Source organism: Delftia sp. S65, assembly GCF_016516495.1.
Classification (GTDB): domain Bacteria; phylum Pseudomonadota; class Gammaproteobacteria; order Burkholderiales; family Burkholderiaceae_C; genus Comamonas; species Comamonas acidovorans.
Map to the genome: position 1 here is coordinate 17,873 of NZ_JACVUR010000004.1, position 18,361 is coordinate 36,233.

General features: G+C 65.1%; 16 protein-coding genes. 3 read left to right on the top strand and 13 right to left on the bottom strand.

Annotated elements, in window-relative coordinates; all coding sequences use genetic code 11:
• Positions 1-272: 272 nt before the first annotated feature.
• Positions 273-2,597, top strand: coding sequence for a penicillin-binding protein 1A (locus tag IAE24_RS05190; RefSeq protein WP_013800758.1), 2,325 nt, complete (start codon positions 273-275; stop codon positions 2,595-2,597).
• A gap of 79 nt (positions 2,598-2,676) precedes the next feature.
• Here the strand turns inward: IAE24_RS05190 and cyaY are convergent, their stop codons facing one another.
• Positions 2,677-3,015, bottom strand: coding sequence for an iron donor protein CyaY (cyaY, locus tag IAE24_RS05195; RefSeq protein ID WP_199959322.1), 339 nt, complete (start codon positions 3,013-3,015; stop codon positions 2,677-2,679).
• Between the two features lie 12 nt (positions 3,016-3,027).
• On the opposite strand from cyaY, the gene lptM reads away from it, so the two are divergent.
• Both lptM and IAE24_RS05205 read left to right on the top strand, forming a co-directional pair.
• Positions 3,028-3,309 (top strand): LPS translocon maturation chaperone LptM, encoded by a 282-nt coding sequence (gene lptM / locus IAE24_RS05200; protein ID WP_080518227.1) that lies wholly within the window; start codon positions 3,028-3,030, stop codon positions 3,307-3,309.
• 91 nt (positions 3,310-3,400) lie between these two features.
• Positions 3,401-4,228 carry an MBL fold metallo-hydrolase gene (locus tag IAE24_RS05205; RefSeq protein ID WP_199959320.1) on the top strand — a complete coding sequence of 276 codons (828 nt, stop codon included), beginning with the start codon at positions 3,401-3,403 and terminating at the stop codon, positions 4,226-4,228.
• Here IAE24_RS05205 and IAE24_RS05210 read toward each other — a convergent pair.
• From IAE24_RS05210 to IAE24_RS05265, 12 genes are all read right to left on the bottom strand, one after another.
• Positions 4,225-4,845 (bottom strand): sulfite oxidase heme-binding subunit YedZ, encoded by a 621-nt coding sequence (locus IAE24_RS05210; RefSeq protein ID WP_199959372.1) that lies wholly within the window; start codon positions 4,843-4,845, stop codon positions 4,225-4,227. The two genes, IAE24_RS05205 and IAE24_RS05210, sit on opposite strands and share 4 nt — an antisense overlap.
• Before the next feature lie 13 nt (positions 4,846-4,858).
• Positions 4,859-5,839, bottom strand: a complete 981-nt coding sequence (gene msrP, locus IAE24_RS05215; RefSeq protein ID WP_016450968.1) for a protein-methionine-sulfoxide reductase catalytic subunit MsrP — start codon at positions 5,837-5,839, stop codon at positions 4,859-4,861.
• 182 nt (positions 5,840-6,021) lie between these two features.
• Positions 6,022-7,362 carry a c-type cytochrome biogenesis protein CcsB gene (ccsB, locus tag IAE24_RS05220; protein ID WP_012207385.1) on the bottom strand — a complete coding sequence of 447 codons (1,341 nt, stop codon included), beginning with the start codon at positions 7,360-7,362 and terminating at the stop codon, positions 6,022-6,024.
• Positions 7,359-9,542 carry a cytochrome c biogenesis protein ResB gene (locus tag IAE24_RS05225; RefSeq protein ID WP_199959318.1) on the bottom strand — a complete coding sequence of 728 codons (2,184 nt, stop codon included), beginning with the start codon at positions 9,540-9,542 and terminating at the stop codon, positions 7,359-7,361. The genes ccsB and IAE24_RS05225 overlap by 4 nt, the downstream gene beginning before the upstream one ends.
• A gap of 139 nt (positions 9,543-9,681) precedes the next feature.
• A complete protein-coding gene (locus IAE24_RS05230; RefSeq protein WP_034397008.1) occupies positions 9,682-10,332 on the bottom strand; it encodes a c-type cytochrome in 651 nt (216 codons plus the stop codon).
• A 276-nt stretch (positions 10,333-10,608) separates the two neighbouring features.
• A complete protein-coding gene (locus IAE24_RS05235; RefSeq protein WP_016450966.1) occupies positions 10,609-11,541 on the bottom strand; it encodes an AraC family transcriptional regulator in 933 nt (310 codons plus the stop codon).
• A 54-nt stretch (positions 11,542-11,595) separates the two neighbouring features.
• The gene (locus IAE24_RS05240) at positions 11,596-12,540 is read right to left on the bottom strand and encodes a carbohydrate kinase family protein (RefSeq protein WP_199959316.1); all 945 of its coding nucleotides are present in this window, start codon (positions 12,538-12,540) and stop codon (positions 11,596-11,598) included.
• Between the two features lie 5 nt (positions 12,541-12,545).
• Positions 12,546-13,970, bottom strand: a complete 1,425-nt coding sequence (gene dalD, locus IAE24_RS05245; protein WP_199959314.1) for a D-arabinitol 4-dehydrogenase — start codon at positions 13,968-13,970, stop codon at positions 12,546-12,548.
• Between the two features lie 64 nt (positions 13,971-14,034).
• Positions 14,035-15,093, bottom strand: a complete 1,059-nt coding sequence (locus tag IAE24_RS05250) for an ABC transporter ATP-binding protein (protein WP_065345543.1) — start codon at positions 15,091-15,093, stop codon at positions 14,035-14,037.
• Positions 15,094-15,138: 45 nt separating this feature from the next.
• Positions 15,139-15,957, bottom strand: a complete 819-nt coding sequence (locus tag IAE24_RS05255) for a carbohydrate ABC transporter permease (RefSeq protein ID WP_199959312.1) — start codon at positions 15,955-15,957, stop codon at positions 15,139-15,141.
• A 7-nt stretch (positions 15,958-15,964) separates the two neighbouring features.
• Entirely contained in the window at positions 15,965-16,858 is an 894-nt protein-coding gene (locus tag IAE24_RS05260; RefSeq protein WP_051940972.1) for a carbohydrate ABC transporter permease, read from the bottom strand.
• Positions 16,855-18,165 carry an ABC transporter substrate-binding protein gene (locus IAE24_RS05265; RefSeq protein WP_199959310.1) on the bottom strand — a complete coding sequence of 437 codons (1,311 nt, stop codon included), beginning with the start codon at positions 18,163-18,165 and terminating at the stop codon, positions 16,855-16,857. Before IAE24_RS05265 ends, IAE24_RS05260 begins: the two co-directional genes overlap by 4 nt.
• Positions 18,166-18,361 lie beyond the last annotated feature (196 nt).

Below are 18,361 nucleotides of genomic sequence, written 5' to 3' on the forward strand. Positions count from 1 at the left end.
GGAGCACGCTTGGCGCTAGTGGCCAAAAACAGACATTATTGCGGGCCATCAAATGCGACATGAATGCACCCCTGCTTGCATGTCGGCCTGCACGCCTGGCTTAGGATGCGTGGCTTGCGGCCATGCTGGCAACCGTGTGCAGCCGTCTCCTACCGTCCTTCTGGGGCACGCATTTTTATAATGCGGCACTCCTCAGCACTCCCTGCGACATGCCGTCTTCAGACTCCCGAGAACCCCAGGCTGCAAAGCCTCGCTCCGCCCCATCCAAGCCCATGCACTGGTTTCCCAAGGCCTTGCTATGGCTGGCGGGCATCGCCGTCGCCGGCGCGCTGGCCTTGATGCTGACCGTGGCTGTGGCCCTGGCCATGGCCTATCCCAACCTGCCAGACGTCTCCGAGCTGGCCGACTACCGGCCCAAGCTGCCGCTGCGCGTGTACTCCAGCGAAGGCGCCCTGCTGGGTGAATTCGGCGAGGAGCGGCGCACGCTGACTCCCATCCAGGACATCCCCAAGGTGATGACCGACGCCGTGCTGGCCATTGAAGACACGCGCTTTTTCGAGCATGGCGGCGTGGACTACAAGGGAATGGCCCGCGCCGCGCTGGCCAATCTGGGCCGCGTGAAAAGCCAGGGCGCATCGACTATCACCATGCAGGTGGCGCGCAACGTCTATCTGTCTTCCGAGAAAACCTTTACACGCAAAATTTACGAAGTCTTACTGACTTTTAAGCTAGAGCATCTGTTGAGCAAAAACCAGATTCTCGAGATCTACATGAACCAGATTTATCTGGGAAATCGGGCCTATGGCTTTGCTGCTGCCTGTGAAGCCTATTTCGGCAAGCCACTGAAGGACATCACGGTGGCCGAGGCGGCCATGCTGGCAGGCCTGCCCAAGGCACCCTCGGCCTACAACCCGATCAGCAACCCCAAGCGCGCCCGCTCGCGCCAGCTCTACATAATCGAGCGCATGGAGGAAAACGGCTTCATCACCTCCGCCCAGGCCACTGAAGCCAAGGCCGAGCCGCTGAAGATCCGCACGGGCTCCTTCAACACCCGCGTGCATGCCGAATACGTGGCCGAGATGGCACGCCAGCTGATCTTTGCCCAGTACGGCAACGAAGCCTATACGCGCGGCCTGAACGTCTACACCACCATCAATGCCGGCGAACAGGAAGCCGCCTACGCCTCGCTGCGCCGCGGCATCATGGACTACGAGCGCCGCCAGAAGTACCGCGGCCCCGAAAAGTTCGTGGCCCTGCCGGCCGACGCCGAAGACCGTGAAGATGCCATCGACGACACCCTGGCCAACCACCCCGACAACGGTGATGTGCTCGCCGCCGTGGTGCTGGATGCCAATCCGCGCAAGATCCTGGCGGCACGCGCCGACGGCGAACAGATCGAGATCACGGGTGAAGGCCTCAAGCCCGCCGAATCGGGCCTGAACCCCAAGGCACCGCCCAACATCAAGATCCGTCCCGGTGCCGTGATCCGCGTGGTCAAGACGCCCAAGAACACCTGGGAAATCACACAGCTGCCCGAGGTGGAAGGCGCCTTCGTGGCCCTGGTCCCCCAGACAGGCGCCTTGCGCGCCCTGATCGGCGGCTTCGACTTCCAGAAGAACAAGTTCAACCATGTGACCCAGGCCTGGCGCCAGCCCGGCTCGGCCTTCAAGCCCTTCATCTACTCGGCCGCACTGGAAAAAGGCTTCTCGCCGTCCACCATGATCAATGACGCGCCGCTGTTCTTCAGCGCCGGCGTGACGGGTGGCCAGCCATGGGAGCCCAAGAACTACGACAGCCGCTACGACGGGCCGATGACCATGCGCACGGGCTTGAACAAGTCCAAGAACATGATCTCCATCCGCCTGCTGCAGGCCGTGGGACCCAAGCAGGGCCAGGAGTGGGTCACGCGCTTCGGCTTTGACGCCGCCAAGCATCCGGCCTACCTGACCATGGCGCTGGGTGCCGGAGCGGTCACGCCGCTGCAGTTGGCTGCCGGCTACTCCGTGTTCGCCAATGGCGGCCACCGCGTCAACCCCTGGCTGATTGCCCGTGTCACCGATCACAAGGGCCGGATCCTGTCCGAATTCACGCCGCCCCCGGTGCAGGAACTGCCCCAGGCCATCGACGCGCGCAACGCCTTCATCATGGACAGCCTGCTGCAGGACGTGGCGCGCGTGGGCACGGCAGCACGCGCGCAGTCCACGCTCAAGCGTCCCGACCTGTATGGCAAGACGGGCACGACCAACGACTCGGTGGATGCCTGGTTCGCAGGCTTCCAGCCCACGCTGGCCGCCGTGTCCTGGATCGGCTACGACACGCCGCGCAACCTGGGCAGCCGCGAGACGGGCGGCGGCCTGAGCCTGCCCATCTGGATCGGCTTCATGCAGCATGCCCTCAAGGGCGTGCCGGTGGCAGAGATGCCTGTGCCCCCTGGCGTCGTGAACATGGGCGGCGAGTGGTACTACGAGGAAAACGCGCGCAACGGCGGCGTCAGCAGCCTGGGCATGGACAGCGCTTCCACGGGCGGCGCTGCAGGCGCCACGCCCCCGCCCGCCACCGAGGAGCGCAACCGCATCCTCGACCTCTTCCGCAACTGACCGCCACACAAGCGGTTGACCACGCAAGAAAGCCCGGCCATGCCGGGCTTTCTTCATGGAGCCTGCCGATAACGGCGGATCAGCGTGCCGAGAACTGCAGCGCCAGGCCCGACTGCTCGGTGGCGTAGCGGCTCAGGTTGGCGAAAAACTCGCCCGCGCCCTTGGTATCGAGCCAGGCGCCCTGCGCCGCGTCGTAGCGGTAGTGAAAGCCACCGGCCTTGGCCGCCAGCCAGATCTCGTGCAGCGGTTTTTGCTGGTTGATCACGATCTGGCTGCAGTTGGCAAAGACCAGGGTCACCATGCCCCCCACGCGCTGGGCATCGAGGTCGGCATCGGTTTCATCGTTGATGCGATCGCAGTCTTGCTCCACCGCCAGCAGCAGTCGTTCGGCAAGGTCCAGAAATTCTTGGTCGGTCATTACAATTCGCTTATGTTGAAAGCCTCGCAAATTCTAGTCAGGTGCATTGCCCTTGGCGCCTGTGCGGCGTCCCTGGCCGCCTGCGGCCAGAAAGGCCCGCTGTTTCTGCCCAGCTCGCCTGCGGCCAGCCACCGCGCCACACTGCCGCAGACCCTGGGCATTTCCAGCCCGGCCGAGCGTGCAACGCCCGCACCTGCACCCACCACCTTGCCCGCTGGCCCGTCAAGTGCCGCCGTCGAGGAAAGCTCGACACCCACCGGCACTACGGACTCCCGCAAGCAGCAGGCCGACTGAGCCGGTGGCCGCGCCGCGGCTTGATACACATCAACACCGCTGCCAGGCATGGCGCTTAGAGTGACTTTCTCTTGTCCCTCGACAACCCGCCATGCCCGTAGAGCTCTACCGAGACAAAAATCACGCCTGCCTGATGTTCACCGACCTCATCGAGGAAGATGGACAGGCCATACAGGCCAATCAGTTCCTCATCGTCGATGACGACACGGGCGCCATCATCGACCCGGGCGGCAATCTCGCATTCAACGAGCTGTTCATGGGCATGTCGCGGCATTTCGCGCCGCACAAGCTGTCCTATCTGATCGCTTCCCACGCCGATCCCGACATCATTGCCTCGCTGGACCGCTGGATGACCAGCACCAAGGCACAGCTGGTGATCTCGCGCATCTGGGAGCGCTTCGCGCCCCACTTCACCAAGGTCGGCAAGACCGAAAACCGCGTGATCGGCGTGCCGGACGCCGGTGGCCGGCTGCCGCTGGGCCGCCATGAACTGCACCTGCTGCCCGCCCACTTCCTGCATGCCGAAGGCAACTTCCACTTCTACGACCCGGTCAGCCGCATCCTCTTCACGGGCGATCTGGGCGTGTCCCTGATGAACGGCATCGAGGCGCAGGTGCCCGTGACCGACCTCGTGCCGCACATCGCCCGCATGGAAGGTTTTCACCGCCGATACATGGTCTCCAACAAGATCCTGCGGCTGTGGGTGCAGATGGCGCGCCAGCTGCCCATCGACATGATCGTGCCCCAGCACGGCGCGCCCATCATGGGCGCCAAGGCGATTGCCGACCTGTTCAATTGGCTCGAAGGCCTGCAGTGCGGCATTGATCTGTTCGACCAGCGCAACTACCAGCTGCCCATGGCGGACATCGACCCCGTGACCCGCCAGCTGCTCCCTGCCCTGCGCGCCGTCGCCGGCTAGCGCCTGGCGCGCCGGCGGCGCAGTGCATGGACCACGCGCCAGGCCAGCAGCAGCGCAAGAATGGCGGCGTACACGCCGACCTCGGCAAAGTTGTTCTTGCCTGCGCGCATCCAGAAGAAATGCAACAGGGCCAGCGGCGCGACCGCATAGATACAGCGGTGCAGCCATTGCCAGCGCCTGCCGCCCATGGCGCGCATGACACGGTGCGGTGAAGTCACCGCCAGAGCGGTCAGCAAGAGCAGCGCCGCAAAGCCCACCAGGATGAATGGGCGCTTCGGGATGTCGAGCACGATCTCGCCCCAGTCCAGCCCCATGTCGAACCATGCATAGCACAGCAGGTGCAGCAGCGCGTAGAAGAACACATACAGACCCAGCATGCGCCTGAAGCGCGCCAGTGCCGTCAGTCCCAGCGCCTGGCGCAGCGGTGTCACGGCCAGCGCCACGCACAGAAAGCGCAAGGTCCAGTCGCCGGTGGAGCGCAGCAAGGCCTCGGCCGGATTGGCGCCAAGCGTGTTCAGGATGGCTCCAGCCAGCAGCCAGGCAAACGGCAGCAGGCACGCAAGAAACACCAGCGGCTTGGCCGTCCGGTGCAGCAAAAGACGCTGCACCGCCGTCATTGCATGGGCCACATCAATAGAACTTCTTGAGGTCCATGCCCGCGTAGAGCTGGCCCACCTGGGCTTCGTAGCCGTTGAACAGCTGCGTCTTGCGCTTCTTGGCGAACAGGCCGTCTTCGCCAATGCGCCGCTCCGTGGCCTGGCTCCAGCGCGGGTGCGGCACGTCGGGGTTCACATTGGAATAAAAGCCGTACTCGTTGCGTGCCGCCTTGTTCCAGGCCGTGCCCGGCTCCTTGTCGGTCAGGCGGATGGCGACGATGCTCTTGGCGCTCTTGAAGCCGTACTTCCACGGCACGACCAGCCGCACGGGCGCACCATTCTGGTTGGGCAGCACCTCGCCATACATGCCAAAGGCCAGCAGCGTCAGCGGGTGCATGGCTTCATCAAGACGCAGCCCCTCGGTGTATGGCCAGTCCAGCACGCCGCTGCGCAGGCCCGGCATCTGCGCCTTGTCGGCCAGGGTCACGAATTCCACATACTTGGCACTGCCCAGCGGCTGCACCTTGCGCAGCAGCTCGGCCAGGGAATAGCCCACCCAGGGAATCACCATGGACCAGCCCTCCACGCAGCGCAGCCGGTAGATGCGCTCTTCCTGTGGAGCGAGCTTGAGCAGCGCATCCAGGTCCAGCGTCTGCGGCTGCTGGACCAGGCCCTCGATCTTCACCGTCCAGGGGCGGGTCTTAAGCGTGTGGGCATTCTTGGCAGGATCGTCCTTGTCCAGCCCGAATTCGTAGAAGTTGTTGTACTGGGACACATCGGCATAGGCCGTGACACGGTCCATGGTGTTTGCGCCCACTACCTGGGAAGGCACGGAGGCCAGTGCCGCCAGCTTGCCGGGGCGCTGCACGCCCGCCGCCCAGCCGGGCAATGCCGCGCCCGCCGAGCCTGCGGCCAGGTACTGCAGCCAGGCACGGCGCTGCAGGTAGCCGGCCCGGGGCGTGATCTCGCTGCCTTGCGGGTGTTGGAAGCCGTTGTCGTGGGAGCGGATCAGCATGGGAATCTCCTGGTGTGCCGGCGGGCACGGGGCGCTATTGCTGGCGATATAGCGATTGGGAGCCTCGCAGGCGCGCGCAAGTTCCCTGCGGCACCGATGCGATGGTGCACGAAAAAGCGGCATGCGCCTGAACGCATGCCGCTGCCCTTATCTTGCCACTGTCACTCTGCCACTGCCGTGGCTCAAAGCTCGCCGTAGCTGTGCAGCCCCGACAGGAACATGTTCACCCCCAGGAAGGCGAAGGTGGTGATGGCCAGTCCACCCAGCGCCCACCAGGCGGACACCGTGCCGCGCAGGCCCTTGACCAGGCGCATGTGCAGCCAGGCCGCGTAGTTGAGCCAGACGATCAGCGCCCAGGTTTCCTTGGGGTCCCAGCTCCAGTAGCCGCCCCAGGCCTCGGCCGCCCACAGCGCGCCCAGCACGGTGGCGATGGTGAAGAAGGCAAAGCCCACGGCGATGGATTTGTACATCACATCGTCCAGCAGCTCGAAGCTGGGCAGGCGCTCGGCGATGCGCTTGCGCGCCAGCAGGATGCCGGCCACGATCAGCGCCGAGATGCCGAAGTAGACCATCCAGTAGCTGCCGCCGTTCTGGGTGGCGCCCTGGCGGAAGACGATGGGCTCGAAGCACAGCACCACACCCAGCATCCACAGCGGCGCGAGCTTGTACCAACGGGTCTCCGTGGCCTGCTGCTTGATCAGGTAGGCAAAAGAGACCATGGCTGCCAGCGCAAAGGTGCCGTAGCCGATGAAGTTGGCCGGCACGTGCAGCTTCATCCACCAGCTCTTGAGCGCCGGCACCAGCGGCTGGATCTCGTGCGCCTCGCGCACCAGCGTGTACCACAGCAAAAAACCCACGGCCGCGCTGACCACCAGCATCACGAAGCCGCCCAGGGCGCGCGTGTCGTAGTGCTGTTCGTAATAGAGATAGAAAAGCGCCGTCATCCAGCAGAACATGACGAACACTTCATAGAGATTGCTGACCGGAATGTGGCCTACATCGGGGCCGATCAGATAGCTCTCGTACCAGCGCACCATGGTGCCCACCAGCGCCAGCGTCACGGCCAGCCACGCCAGGCGCGAGCCCAGCAGCGACAGCGCCGTGCCCTCGCCCCGCGCAAACATGCCGATCCAGTAGAAGACGGTGCTCATGAAGAACACCATGCTCATCCAGAGGATGGCCGACTGGCTGGACAGGAAGTACTTGAGGCCGAACACCGTGTCCGAGCGCGCCAGTTGCGCCCCTTCAGGCCCCTGGTAGAGCCCGATGGCCAGCAGCGACAGCCCGGCCACCACCAGCATCAGCCCGCGCAGCGGGCGCCAGAACCAGCCCAGCCAGATGGCCGAGGGAATGGTGCCGACCAGGATGCACTTTTCGTAGACATCCATGTACTCGCCATAGCGCTGCAGCGCATACAGCAGTCCCGCCGCCACCAGGGCCGCGAACACCCAGTCGAACCAGTTGCGGCGGGCGAAGAAGCCCTCGTTGAGCGTCAAAGTCGTCGTGGTAGTGGCGGTGTTCATGCGGAACCTCCGGGGGATTTCTTGTGGATGGGCTCGGCGCCTATCAGCTTGCCGGCCAGCATGGCGAATTCTCTATCACCATCGAGTGTCTTGCGATTCGTGGACAAGGCCATTTCGGCATGGCTTACCCCATCGCGGGGCGTGAGCCAGATCCAGAGGCGGCGGTCACGCACGTACAGCATGCAGAACACGCCGATGATGAGGAACAGGCAGCCCAGATACACCACGTTCTTGCCCGGGGCGCGCGCCACCTGGAAGACGCTGGCCTGCACCTGCTTGAAGTCCTGCAGCATGAAGACCATGGGCATAGGGTAGAACTGCGCATCGCTGAGCGAGAACACGGCCTGGGTCATGAAGGACTGCGTCTGCTCGCTGGGCTCCAGGGGCGCCTGGCCCGCCTGCGTGCGCACGATCTGGGCCAGCTCGAACAGCACGCCGTTGAGAATGCGCACCAGCACCTCGCCCGCGCGTTCGCGCTCGGCCGCAGGCACATTGCTTTCCATGAAGTCCGAGATGGCCTGCAGCCCGCCCAGCGGCTTGCCGTCCGGCCCCTTCTTGTCGGTCTGGCCCGCGAACAATTCCAGCGCCTTGGTGGCCGACTGCGCCAGCGCGCCGCTCAGTTCGGAACGCGAGGAATCGATGGCCTTGGCCACATAGGCCTTGGCCGCCTGCTCGCGCAGCCGAGGGTCCTGCAGCGCGCTGCGCAGGCGCAGGAAGGTGTCCATCTCGCTTTCGGGATCGGCGGGAATGCGCAGGTAGCGCATGGCATCGGCCTGGTTGTCGCGCACGCCCAGCAGGAACACGCGCTGGCCGTCGCCCGTGTCCACGGGCAGCATGTAGTTCTGGAACTCGCGCGCCTGGCCCGAGGCATCGCGCAGCTTGTAGCGGATGCTGGGGCCGATGTTGCGCAGCTCCTTCTTGGTCACGGTCTTGTGGGCCGCGCCCAGGCGCTCGTCGATGGCCTGCTTCAGGTCCACCTTGCGCACATCGGTGCCGCTGCCATTGGCCCCGCCGCCACCGCCGAAGTTCTCCACGTTGATGGTGCGCAGTTCGGCAAACTCCAGCGTCACTGTCTCGTCCTTGCCGTCCGGGAGCTTGCGCACGAACTGGTCCGATCCGCCGATCACGCCCTCGACATCAAAGGGCTTGGCTCCCGCCTCCAGCGGCACGGCGCGCAGCTTCACCGACGAGCCGCCGTCGTCAAAGCTGGACTGGTAGATCTCGATGCCACGGTAGCTGGCCGGGTGGTTGACCTCGATGCGCTTTTCCAGCTTTTCGCCCGTGGCCTTGTCGTGGATGACGACCTCGCTGGCGAACAGCTTGGGCATGCCCGTGGAGTAGTACTCCACGATGAATTTCTTGAGTTCCACCGCAAAGGGCAGCTCCTGCAGCAGCACGCCGTCGGACTGCGACAGGATGGCCGTGCCTGCCGTGCCGCCCTCGGTCACCAGCAGGTTGCCTCGGAAGGTGGGGTTGCGCTCGCTCAGCCGGTGCTGCTCGGACACCTCGGAGATCAGGCCACCGCCGGTATAAGGTGTTTTGCCTCCCAGCCACATCTGCGCGCGCACGATGAGGTCGCCATCGAACAGCCCGCCCAGGCAGATCAGCACGATGGCGCTGTGGGCCGCGATATAGCCCAGCTTGTGGGCCGCACCCGCCTTGGCAGCCAGCATCCAGCCGGTGCCGGGACCGGCCGCCGTGTCGCGCTGCTGCAGCCGCACCTTCCAGCCGCCCGATACCAGCTGCTGGCCCAGGCGCCTGGCGGCCTCTTCGGTGCTGCCGGGCACCACGTTCTGCGCACGGTGGCCGAATGCCTTGAGGCTTTGTTCGCGAACGTTTTCCTTGTAGCTGCGCAGATCGGCCAGGTACTTGGGCGCATGGCGGGCCACGCACAGCGAGGTGCTGATCACCAGAAAGGCCAGGATCAGCAGGAACCACCAGGCGCTGTAGACCGCATTGAGCTTGAGCGCGAGGAACAGCTGGGCCCAGAAAGGCCCGAACTGGTTGACGTAGTTGCCCACCGGCTCATGCTGCTTGAGCACGGTACCGATCACCGAGGCAATGCAGATGACCGTCAGCAGCGAGATCGCGAAGCGCATCGATGCCAGCAGCTCCAGGGTCGCGCGCGCGGCCTGCGGGCGGGAGGGAGCAAGAGCGGCACCGGAAGAGTTGTCTGACATGAAGAACGAAAAGCCAAAACCCGAATGAAAAAAGCGGGACCATCTGCATTCATGCGATGGACCCGCCTGGCTTGGGGTGTCTATAAAGCAATAGGTTCCCGGTGATTACCCTGGGAACCGCGTCGGCCCCGGGATCGCATCAACGCAGGCCAGCGATGTAGTCTGCCACGGCCTTGATTTCGCGATCGTTAAGCTTGGCAGCAACCTGCGTCATCTGAATGCTATTGCCGCGCTTGCCGTCACGGAAGGCCGTGAGCTGGGTCGTGGTGTAGTCGGCATGCTGGCCCGCCAGGCGCGGGTACTGGGCTGGAATGCCGGCGCCGTTGGGGCTGTGGCAGCCCGCGCAGGCAGCAATGTTGCGCTCCTGGATGCCGCCGCGGTAGATGCGCTCGCCCATGGCCACCAGGTCCTTGTCCTTGGCAAAGCCGTCCTTGGGCTTTTGCGTGTGCAGCCAGGCGGCGATGTTCTTCATGTCAGGCTCGCTGAGCATGCTGGCAAAGCCCTTCATCACGGGGTCCTTGCGCTTGTCGCCCTTGAACTCCAGCAACTGCTTGACCAGGTACTCGGGATGCTGGCCGGCCAGCTTGGGCTGCAGCGGGATGGTGGAATTGCCGTCGGCCGCATGGCATGCCGCGCAGACGGCGGTGTAGCTGGCCTCGCCCTTCGCCAGGTCGGCCTTGGCCGCCTTCGGCTGTGCCGAGGCAGCAGGTGCCTCGCCAGCGGAGAAAGCGGGAAAGGCGGGGGCTGCAGCAAGAATGGCAGCCGTCAGCAAAGAGGCAAGCAACTTCATATCGAGGGCGTGGTTCTGTTGTTGAAAGCGCAAAATTCGGCGGATTCTACAATGGGGTCCCCTGTGATTGATATCGTCAGGAACCCTGGTTTCGCCCCTGCGCACAGAGGAAAACATATTCCTTGATCGTGGTCACAAACTGGCCACGGATTCGGTGCTGAAAATATGTTTTTCGCAGCCCAGCATATCGATCTGTGCCAGCGCGGCAATAAGGGCTCTACCCATGTGGCGCGCAATACCACACCCGTGCGCGCCAGATTCCGCTTCCCCGTCGCTTCAACCCGCGCCGAAGCGGCTGTCCGCCTGGCGGCGGAACTCCGAGGGCGTCATGCCCTTGATCTCCAGGAAGCGCCGGTTGAAGTTGGCCACGTTGTTGAAACCCACCTGGTAGCAGATGTCGGCGATGAAGCTGTCGGTCTGCATGAGCAGGTGGCATGCGCTGTTGATGCGTACGCGGCTGACGAAGTCGGTGAAGCTGTTGCCCGTGGCCCGGCGGAAAAAGCGGCTGAAGCGGCTCTCGCTCATGCCCAGCTCGGCCGCCACGTCGGCCAGGCTCAGCGGCTCGCTCACGCGCGCCATGATGCGGTTGACCACCTCGTTGATCTGGTCCACCTGGGCCTCGCCCTGGGCGCCCTGCATCTGCACGGCTGACAGCAGCCGGTAATCGGTGCACTCGGCCAGATCGGACAGCAGCGCGCAAAAGGCCGTGAAGCGGCGCATTCCGCGCGCACTCCTGACCGCATCCCAGTGCGCGCGCGCCGTCTGCGCCAAGCCGAAGAACTCGATGCCATGGCGCGCACGGTCCAGCAGTTGAAGCACCTCGCGCATCTCCGGGATCTGCTCGGCCGCACGGGCGATGGGGTCGTGGTTGAAAAGGATCACGTAATCGCGTGCAGGCGAGCCCCCATCGGGCGCATCGAACGAGATCCAGTTGTGCGGCAGGCGCGGGCCGCACAGCACGAGGTGGCCGGGCTCGAAGGGGCCTATCCAGTCTCCCACGAAGGCGCGGCCCGAGGTGTCGGTGATGAGGTGCAGCTCGTACTCCTCATGGAAATGCCAGCGCACCAGGGGGCTTGGGAAACCATGTGCCAGGCAGCGCACCAGGCCGCTGCCCTCCATATCCTCATAGCCCAGCGCGGGCGTCCGCACGAAATCGCGCTCCAGTTCAGGGTGACGCTGGCGGGGTGTGCGACGGCGTGGGCTGGTCATGGCGGCGTGAAGGTTTCTGGAGAGGCCATGGGCAAACAGTATCACCAGCGGCGGCTATCCACCGCAATGGGCTGCCAGCGCGGCATCGAGTTCCGCGCGCCGGGGCGGCTGGGCACCGGCGCGCGTGCAGTTGAGCGCTGCGGCCGTTGCGGCAAAGCGCAGCACCTGGCGCCACGCGCTCTCGGGCAGTTCCTGCAACTGGCCCGGCTGCTCGACACCCTGCTCCAGCAGCGCAACCGACAGCGCCGCGCCAAAGGTGTCGCCCGCGCCGATGGTATCCACCAGTTGCACGGCCGGCGGCTGCACCGACACAGGCGCCTGTCCTGCACGCAGCAAGGTCGCGCCGGCCGCTCCGCGCGTGAGCACCACGGCCCGGGGACCCAGCGCCAGCCAGCGCGCGGCGGCCTCCAGCGCCGGAACGCCGGGCGCGATAAAGGCCAGGTCCTCATCGCTGAGCTTGACCAGGTCTGCCTGGGCCAGCCAGCCCAGGCAGTCGCGCCGGAAGGCCTGGGCATCGCGGATCAGCGTGGGCCGCACGTTCGGGTCGAACACGATGATGCGGCGCCCGCGCTCAGCCGCCACCAGGTCCAGGATGCGCGGCCCGACAGGGGTGTGCAGCAATGCGATGGAGCCGAACTGCAGATAGCGGCATTCGGGCGGCAACTCGGGCAGCTCGGCAGGTGCCCACAGCGTGTCCGCCGTTGCCTGCGTATAGAAGGCATAGCGGTTGGTGCCCTGCGCATGCTCGACAAAAGCCAGCGTGCTGGGCGCATCGCAGCGCTGCACCAGGCGCATGTCCACGCCGTTGCCCTGCAGGTGCGCGAAAAGGCGCTCGCCGAAGAGATCGCGCGACAGTTGCGAGACAAAGCCCGTGGCCTGCCCGAGCCGCGCGGCGGCCACGGCGCAGTTGGCGGGCGCGCCTCCTTCATGGCCCTGGAAGGCCAGGCCGCCCGTGGCGGTGAAATCGATCAGGGCTTCGCCCGCGATGGCTATGCGCATGCGTTCTACCTCGCTGCCTGTTGGACAAAAGCATGGACACGGTCTGTGGCACGGCGGACCGCCTCCACCAGATGCGGATGGCCCGCGGCCTCACCCCACAAGGGCACTTCGGCACACAGCGCGGCCACGGGGTCGGTGGCGGCGCAGATGGCGTGTGCCACTGCGGGGTCCATGGCCTGATCCTGGTAGGCATAGGGCAGTGTGTCATGGTGCCAGCGCTGCAGAAAAACCAGGAACAGCGCCGGCAGCATGGCCACGGCATCCATGGACGCGCCCTGCGCGATGCGCTCGCGCACCGTGGGCGCGATGAAGCCCGGGATCTTGGCAAAGCCGTCGGCCGCCACGCGCTGGTTGGTGTCGCGTATCGCAGGGTTGCCGAAGCGATCCAGCACGGTGTCGCGGTAGGCCGGCAGGTCCAGGGCCGATGCCTTGCCGGGTGTTGCAAGGCAGGGAATCACGTCCTGCGTCACATAGTCCCATGCCATCTGGCGTATCGCCGGCACGGCACTGCCTTCGTGGATGAATCGCAGGCCGGCCAGCGTGCCGGCCCAGGCAATGCAGCTGTGGCTGGCGTTGAGGATGCGGATCTTGGCCTCCTCGTAGGGAGCCACGGAAGACACCATCTCCACGCCCACGCGCTCCCAGGGCGGGCGGCCTGCGACGAAGCGGTCCTCTATCACCCACTGTGAAAAGCTTTCGGCCGTCACGGCGGCCGCATCGTCCCAGCCCGTCGCGGCCTGCACGCGCTCGCGCAGCTCCGGCGGTGGGCGCGGGGTGATGCGGTCGACCATGGCATTCGGGCAGCTGATGTTGTGCCCTGCCCACTCGGCCAGTTCCTGCAGTTGCGCCAGTTGCATGAAGGCCAGCAGGCCGGCCAGCAGGCGATCGCCGTTGTGGCGCAGGTTGTCGCAGCTCAGCAGTGTGACCGGGCCGGCATGTGCACAGCGGCGCAACTGCAGGATGGCGCACAGCACGCCATAGATCGTCTCTCCGACCTGCCCCTGGCGCATGCGGCCGATGTCGGCCGCAAGCTCCGGGCTGCCGGTGTCCAGCACGCCGCTGCCATCGAGGTAGTAGCCAGCCTCGGTCACGGTGAGGGAGATGACACGTGTGCAGGGGCTGGCTCCGCGCGCGATCACGGCAGCCAGCCCGGGCGCATGGGGGATCACTTCGCGCAGGGCCTCGATGCGTTGGTAGCGCACCGATCCGCCAGGCGCAATCGTCTCCAGTGTGTAAGCCCCTCCCTGGCGCGCCAGCGCCTCCAGCGTCTGCGCCATGTCGGAGCGCAGGTTGGCCCCCACCAGCTCCCATTGCGTGTCCCCTGCATCGATCAGCCGCTGTTGGTAAGCGGCCTGGTGCGCACGGTGAAAGGAACCCAGGCCCAGGTGCAGCACCGTGGGGCTGGAAAGATGCGGAACAATCGCGTTCATGGTGACCAGAGGGAGATGAGGAAGAAAGGATGACTGCTCCGGGCAGCCTCTCGGAGCGAAGCGCTCAGGCGCCTGCCAGCGTGCGTCCCTGGCGGTCGAACAGGTGCAGAGCGCAGCCGGTGTCCAGCGCGACGGACACCGCGTCGCCCACGGCCAGTGGCGTGCGCTCGGCCTGGCGCGCAATGAGCTGCGCCCCGCCCACGCTGACATGGATCAGCGTGTCGGCGCCCAAGGCCTCGATCAGGTCCACGCGGCCCATGACCTGTCTCTGTGCAACGGCATCGGTTGCGACCTGCGCTCTGGCCACGCGCAAGGCCTCGGGGCGTATGCCCAGCGTGCCGTCGGCGGGCAGGCGGCCCTGCGTGGCCCCGGAGAACACGGGCAGTGCCCCGGCGGCGATCAGGTTCATCGACGGCATGCCGATGAACTGCGCAACGAACTGGTTGGCCGGATGGTCGTAGAGCGCCAGGGGCGCGCCCACCTGTTCGATGCAGCCATCGCGCAACACCACAACGCGGTCGGCCAGGGTCATGGCCTCGACCTGGTCATGGGTGACATAGATGGTGGTGGCGCCCAGCGCCTTGTGCAGCTTGTGGATTTCCACCCGCGTGTTGCCGCGCAGCGCCGCATCGAGGTTGGACAGCGGCTCGTCGAACAGGAACACCTTGGGCGCACGCACGATGGCCCGGCCTATGGCCACGCGCTGGCGCTGCCCCCCGGACAGATCGCGCGGCTTGCGTTCCAGATAGGGCGTGAGGTCGAGCGTCTCGGCCGCCTGCCCGACCTTTCGGCGTATCTCCTCTTTGGGCACGCCGGCCAGGCGCAGCGCGAAGGACATGTTGTCGTACACGCTCATGTGCGGATACAGCGCATAGCTCTGGAACACCATTGCCAGGTCGCGCTCGCCCGAGGGCGCATGCGTGATGTCGCGCCCGTCGAGCAGCAGTTGCCCCGAAGTGATGCTCTCCAGCCCGGCGATCAGGCGCAGCAGCGTGGACTTGCCGCAGCCCGAAGGCCCGACGAAAACGATGAATTCGCCGCGCTCGATGGCGAGGTCCACGCCGCGGATGATCTGCGCCTCTCCGAAGCGCTTGCGTATGTCCTGAAGTTGCAGATAGGCCATGGTTTTCCTTGTGCAGCACAAAACCGCGAAATGGATGCCGGACGGCTACTTGACGGCGCCAAAGGTCATGCCCTGCACCAGTTGCTTCTGGCTGAACCAGCCAAACACCACGATGGGAGCGATGGCGATCAGCGAAGCGGCCGAGAGCTTGGCCCAGAACAGCCCTTCGGGGCTGGCATACGAGGCGATCAGCGTGGCCAGCGTTCCGGCCCGGGCGCTGCTCAGGTTCAGCGACCAGAAGGCCTCGTTCCAGCTCAGCACCAGACACAGCAGCCCGGTGGAGGCAATGCCGCCCACCGCCAGCGGCAGCACCACATGGCGAAACTCGGCCCACAGGCCTGCGCCATCCATGCGCGCCGCTTCCAGGATCTCGTTGGGGATGTCCTTGAGCGCGCTGTAGAGCATCCAGACCATGATGGGCAGGTTGGACAGCGTGAAGACGATGACCAGCACGGTGAGCGAATCCAGCAAGCCCGCCCCTTGCGCCAGCACATAGATGGGCAGCAGGGCCCCCACGACCGGCATCATCTTGGTCGAGAGCATCCACATGAGCACGTCGCGCGTGTGGCGGCTGCGAAAGAACGCCATGGAGTAGGCAGCAGGCACGGCGATGACCAGGCCGATCAGGGTCGAGGCCAGGCTGGTGATCAGCGAATTGCGCGCATACAGCAGGTAATCGCTGCGCTGCTGCACTTCGCCGAAGTTGGCCAGCGTGGGCTCGAACACGAACAGCGGCGGCACGGCAATGGCCTGCAGTTCCGTCTTGAAGGCCGTCAGGAACAGCCAGGCCAGCGGAAAGAACAGCAGCAGTGCCACGGCCCATGCCGCAGCGGCGCGCACCAGGGTGGAGGAACTTGTTTTCATCATGCCCTCAGTCCAGGCTCTTGCCCACGATGCGGATCAGGAAGAGGGAGACGATGTTGGCCAGCACCACGGCAAACAGTGCACCGGCCGAGGCCACGCCCACGTCGAAGTTCATCAGCGACTGCTTGTAGATCAGGTAGGTCAGGTTGGTGCTCTCGTTGCCGGGCCCGCCCGCCGTGGTGATGGCGATCTCTGCGAACACGCTGAGCAGGAAGATCATCTCGATCATCACCACCACCGCCATGGGCCGCGCCAGATGGGGCAGCGTGAGGTAGTAAAAGCGCTGCAGGGCGTTGGCGCCATCCATGCGCGCCGCCTCCATCTGTTCTCGGTCCAGCGACTGCAGCGAGGTGATGAAGATCAGGCAGGCGAAGGGCAGCCATTGCCAGGACACCATGACGATGACGGACAGCAGCGGCATCTCGGTGAGCCAGTCCACGGGCTGCAGTCCGACGGCCCTCCACAGGCTGGCCAGCACGCCATAGATCGGGTTCATCATCATGTGTTTCCACAGCAGCGCATTGACCGTGGGCATCACGAAGAACGGCGAGATAAGCAGCACCCGCACGACGCCACGCCCCGGAAACGGCTCGTTGATCAGCAAAGCGATCAGCACGCCCAGCACCAGGGTGATCAGCACCACGCTGGCCAGGAAGTTCAGCGTGTTCCACACGGCGGGCAGGAAGTCCGGATCGGTGATGAAGAAGGCGTAGTTGTCCCAGCCGGCAAAGCGGTGCTCGCCCGGCTGCATGAGGTTGTAGTTGACGAGCGAGAAATAAATCGTCATCAACAAAGGCACGAGCATCCAGCACAGCAGCACGGCCACGGCGGGCGCCATCAGGGCGCGGGGCAGCAGGCGCCTGGCGGACGCCGCCCTGTCGGGAGTCCTATCGGCCCTCATTTGTAGTAGCCGCTTTTCCTCATCTCGCGTTCGGCCAGCGTCTGCGAGGTACTGAGCGCCTGCTCCACCGTGACCTTGCCCGACAGCGCGGCGCTCATCTGCTGGCCCACGGCAATGCCAATGGCCTGGAACTCTGGAATCGCGACGTACTGCACGCCGGCATAGGGCGACTTGGGCTCGGTCGCATCGGTCAGGCTCACGCTGTCGATGGCCCGCTTCTCGGCTGCGGCAAAGCCTGCCACCTTCTGGAACTCGGCATTGGCATAGGTGGACTGGCGCGTTCCTGTGGGCACGGCACGCCAGCCGTGCTCCTGCGCGACCAACTGCACATACTCCCTGGAAGTGGCCCACTTCACGAAGACCTGGGCCGCATCGGCCTTCTTCGAGCTGGAGGGAATGGCCAGGTTCCAGGTCCACAGCCAGGTCGATCCCTTGGGCGTGCTGGCGATGGGTGCAGCCGCATAGGCCACCTTGTCGGCCACCTTGGATTGCTTGGGGTCGCTCACGAAGGAGGCGGCGATGCTCGCATCCACCCAGGCGCCGCACTTGCCCTCGTTGAACAGCGCCAGGTTCTCATTGAAGCTGTTGGCCGAGGCGCCCGGGGGGCCATAGGCCTTCATCAGGTCCACATAGAAACCCATGGCCTTCTTCCAGGCGGGTGTATCGATCTGCGGCCTCCACTGCATGTCGAACCATTGGCCGCCGAAGGTATTGGCCATGGTGGTGATCAGGGCCATGTTGTCCCCCCAGCCCGGCTTGCCGCGCAGGCAGATGCCATAGACCCCGGCCTTGGGATCGTGGACCTTGGAGGCGAACTCCCGGACCTGCTCCCAGGTGGGCTTGTCGGGCATCTGAAAACCCGCCTTGTCGGCCAGGTCCTTGCGGTACATGAGCATGGAGCCTTCGCCATAGAAGGGCGAGGCATAGAGCTTGCCTTCGTAGGACAGGCCTTCGCGGATGGTGGGCAGCAGATCGGCCGCGTCATAGGCGGCATCGGTGGCAATGGGCTGCAGCCAGCCCTTCTTCGACCAGATCGGCACCTCGTAGATGCCCACGGTCATCACATCGAACTGGCCGCCCTTGGTGGCGATGTCGGTGGTCACGCGCTGGCGCAGCACGCCTTCTTCCAGCGTCACCCATTTGAGCGTGATGTCGGGGTGGGCCTTCTCGAACCGGGGGGTGAGCTTTTGCATCTCGATCATGTGGCCGTTGTTCACGGTGGCGATCACGAGTTCGGTGCCGGCGAGTGCGCCCGCTGCGGCAGTGGCCATGGCCCATGTGAGGCTGGCCTTGAGCAAGCTGTGCATTTTTTGTCTCCTTGTTCCCTGGTCTTCGAATGCTGGATCACCGCGCCTCCCATCCCGGCTGCGGATGAGGCATTGTGGCGACGGCCTCGTGCCCGGACTGGTACGACAGATGCGCCTTTCAATACTTTTATGCGCAGCCAAGCCGGTGATATCCCTTAGCCAATGCATCAAACCATGTGCCGCTGCTGCGGTGCGT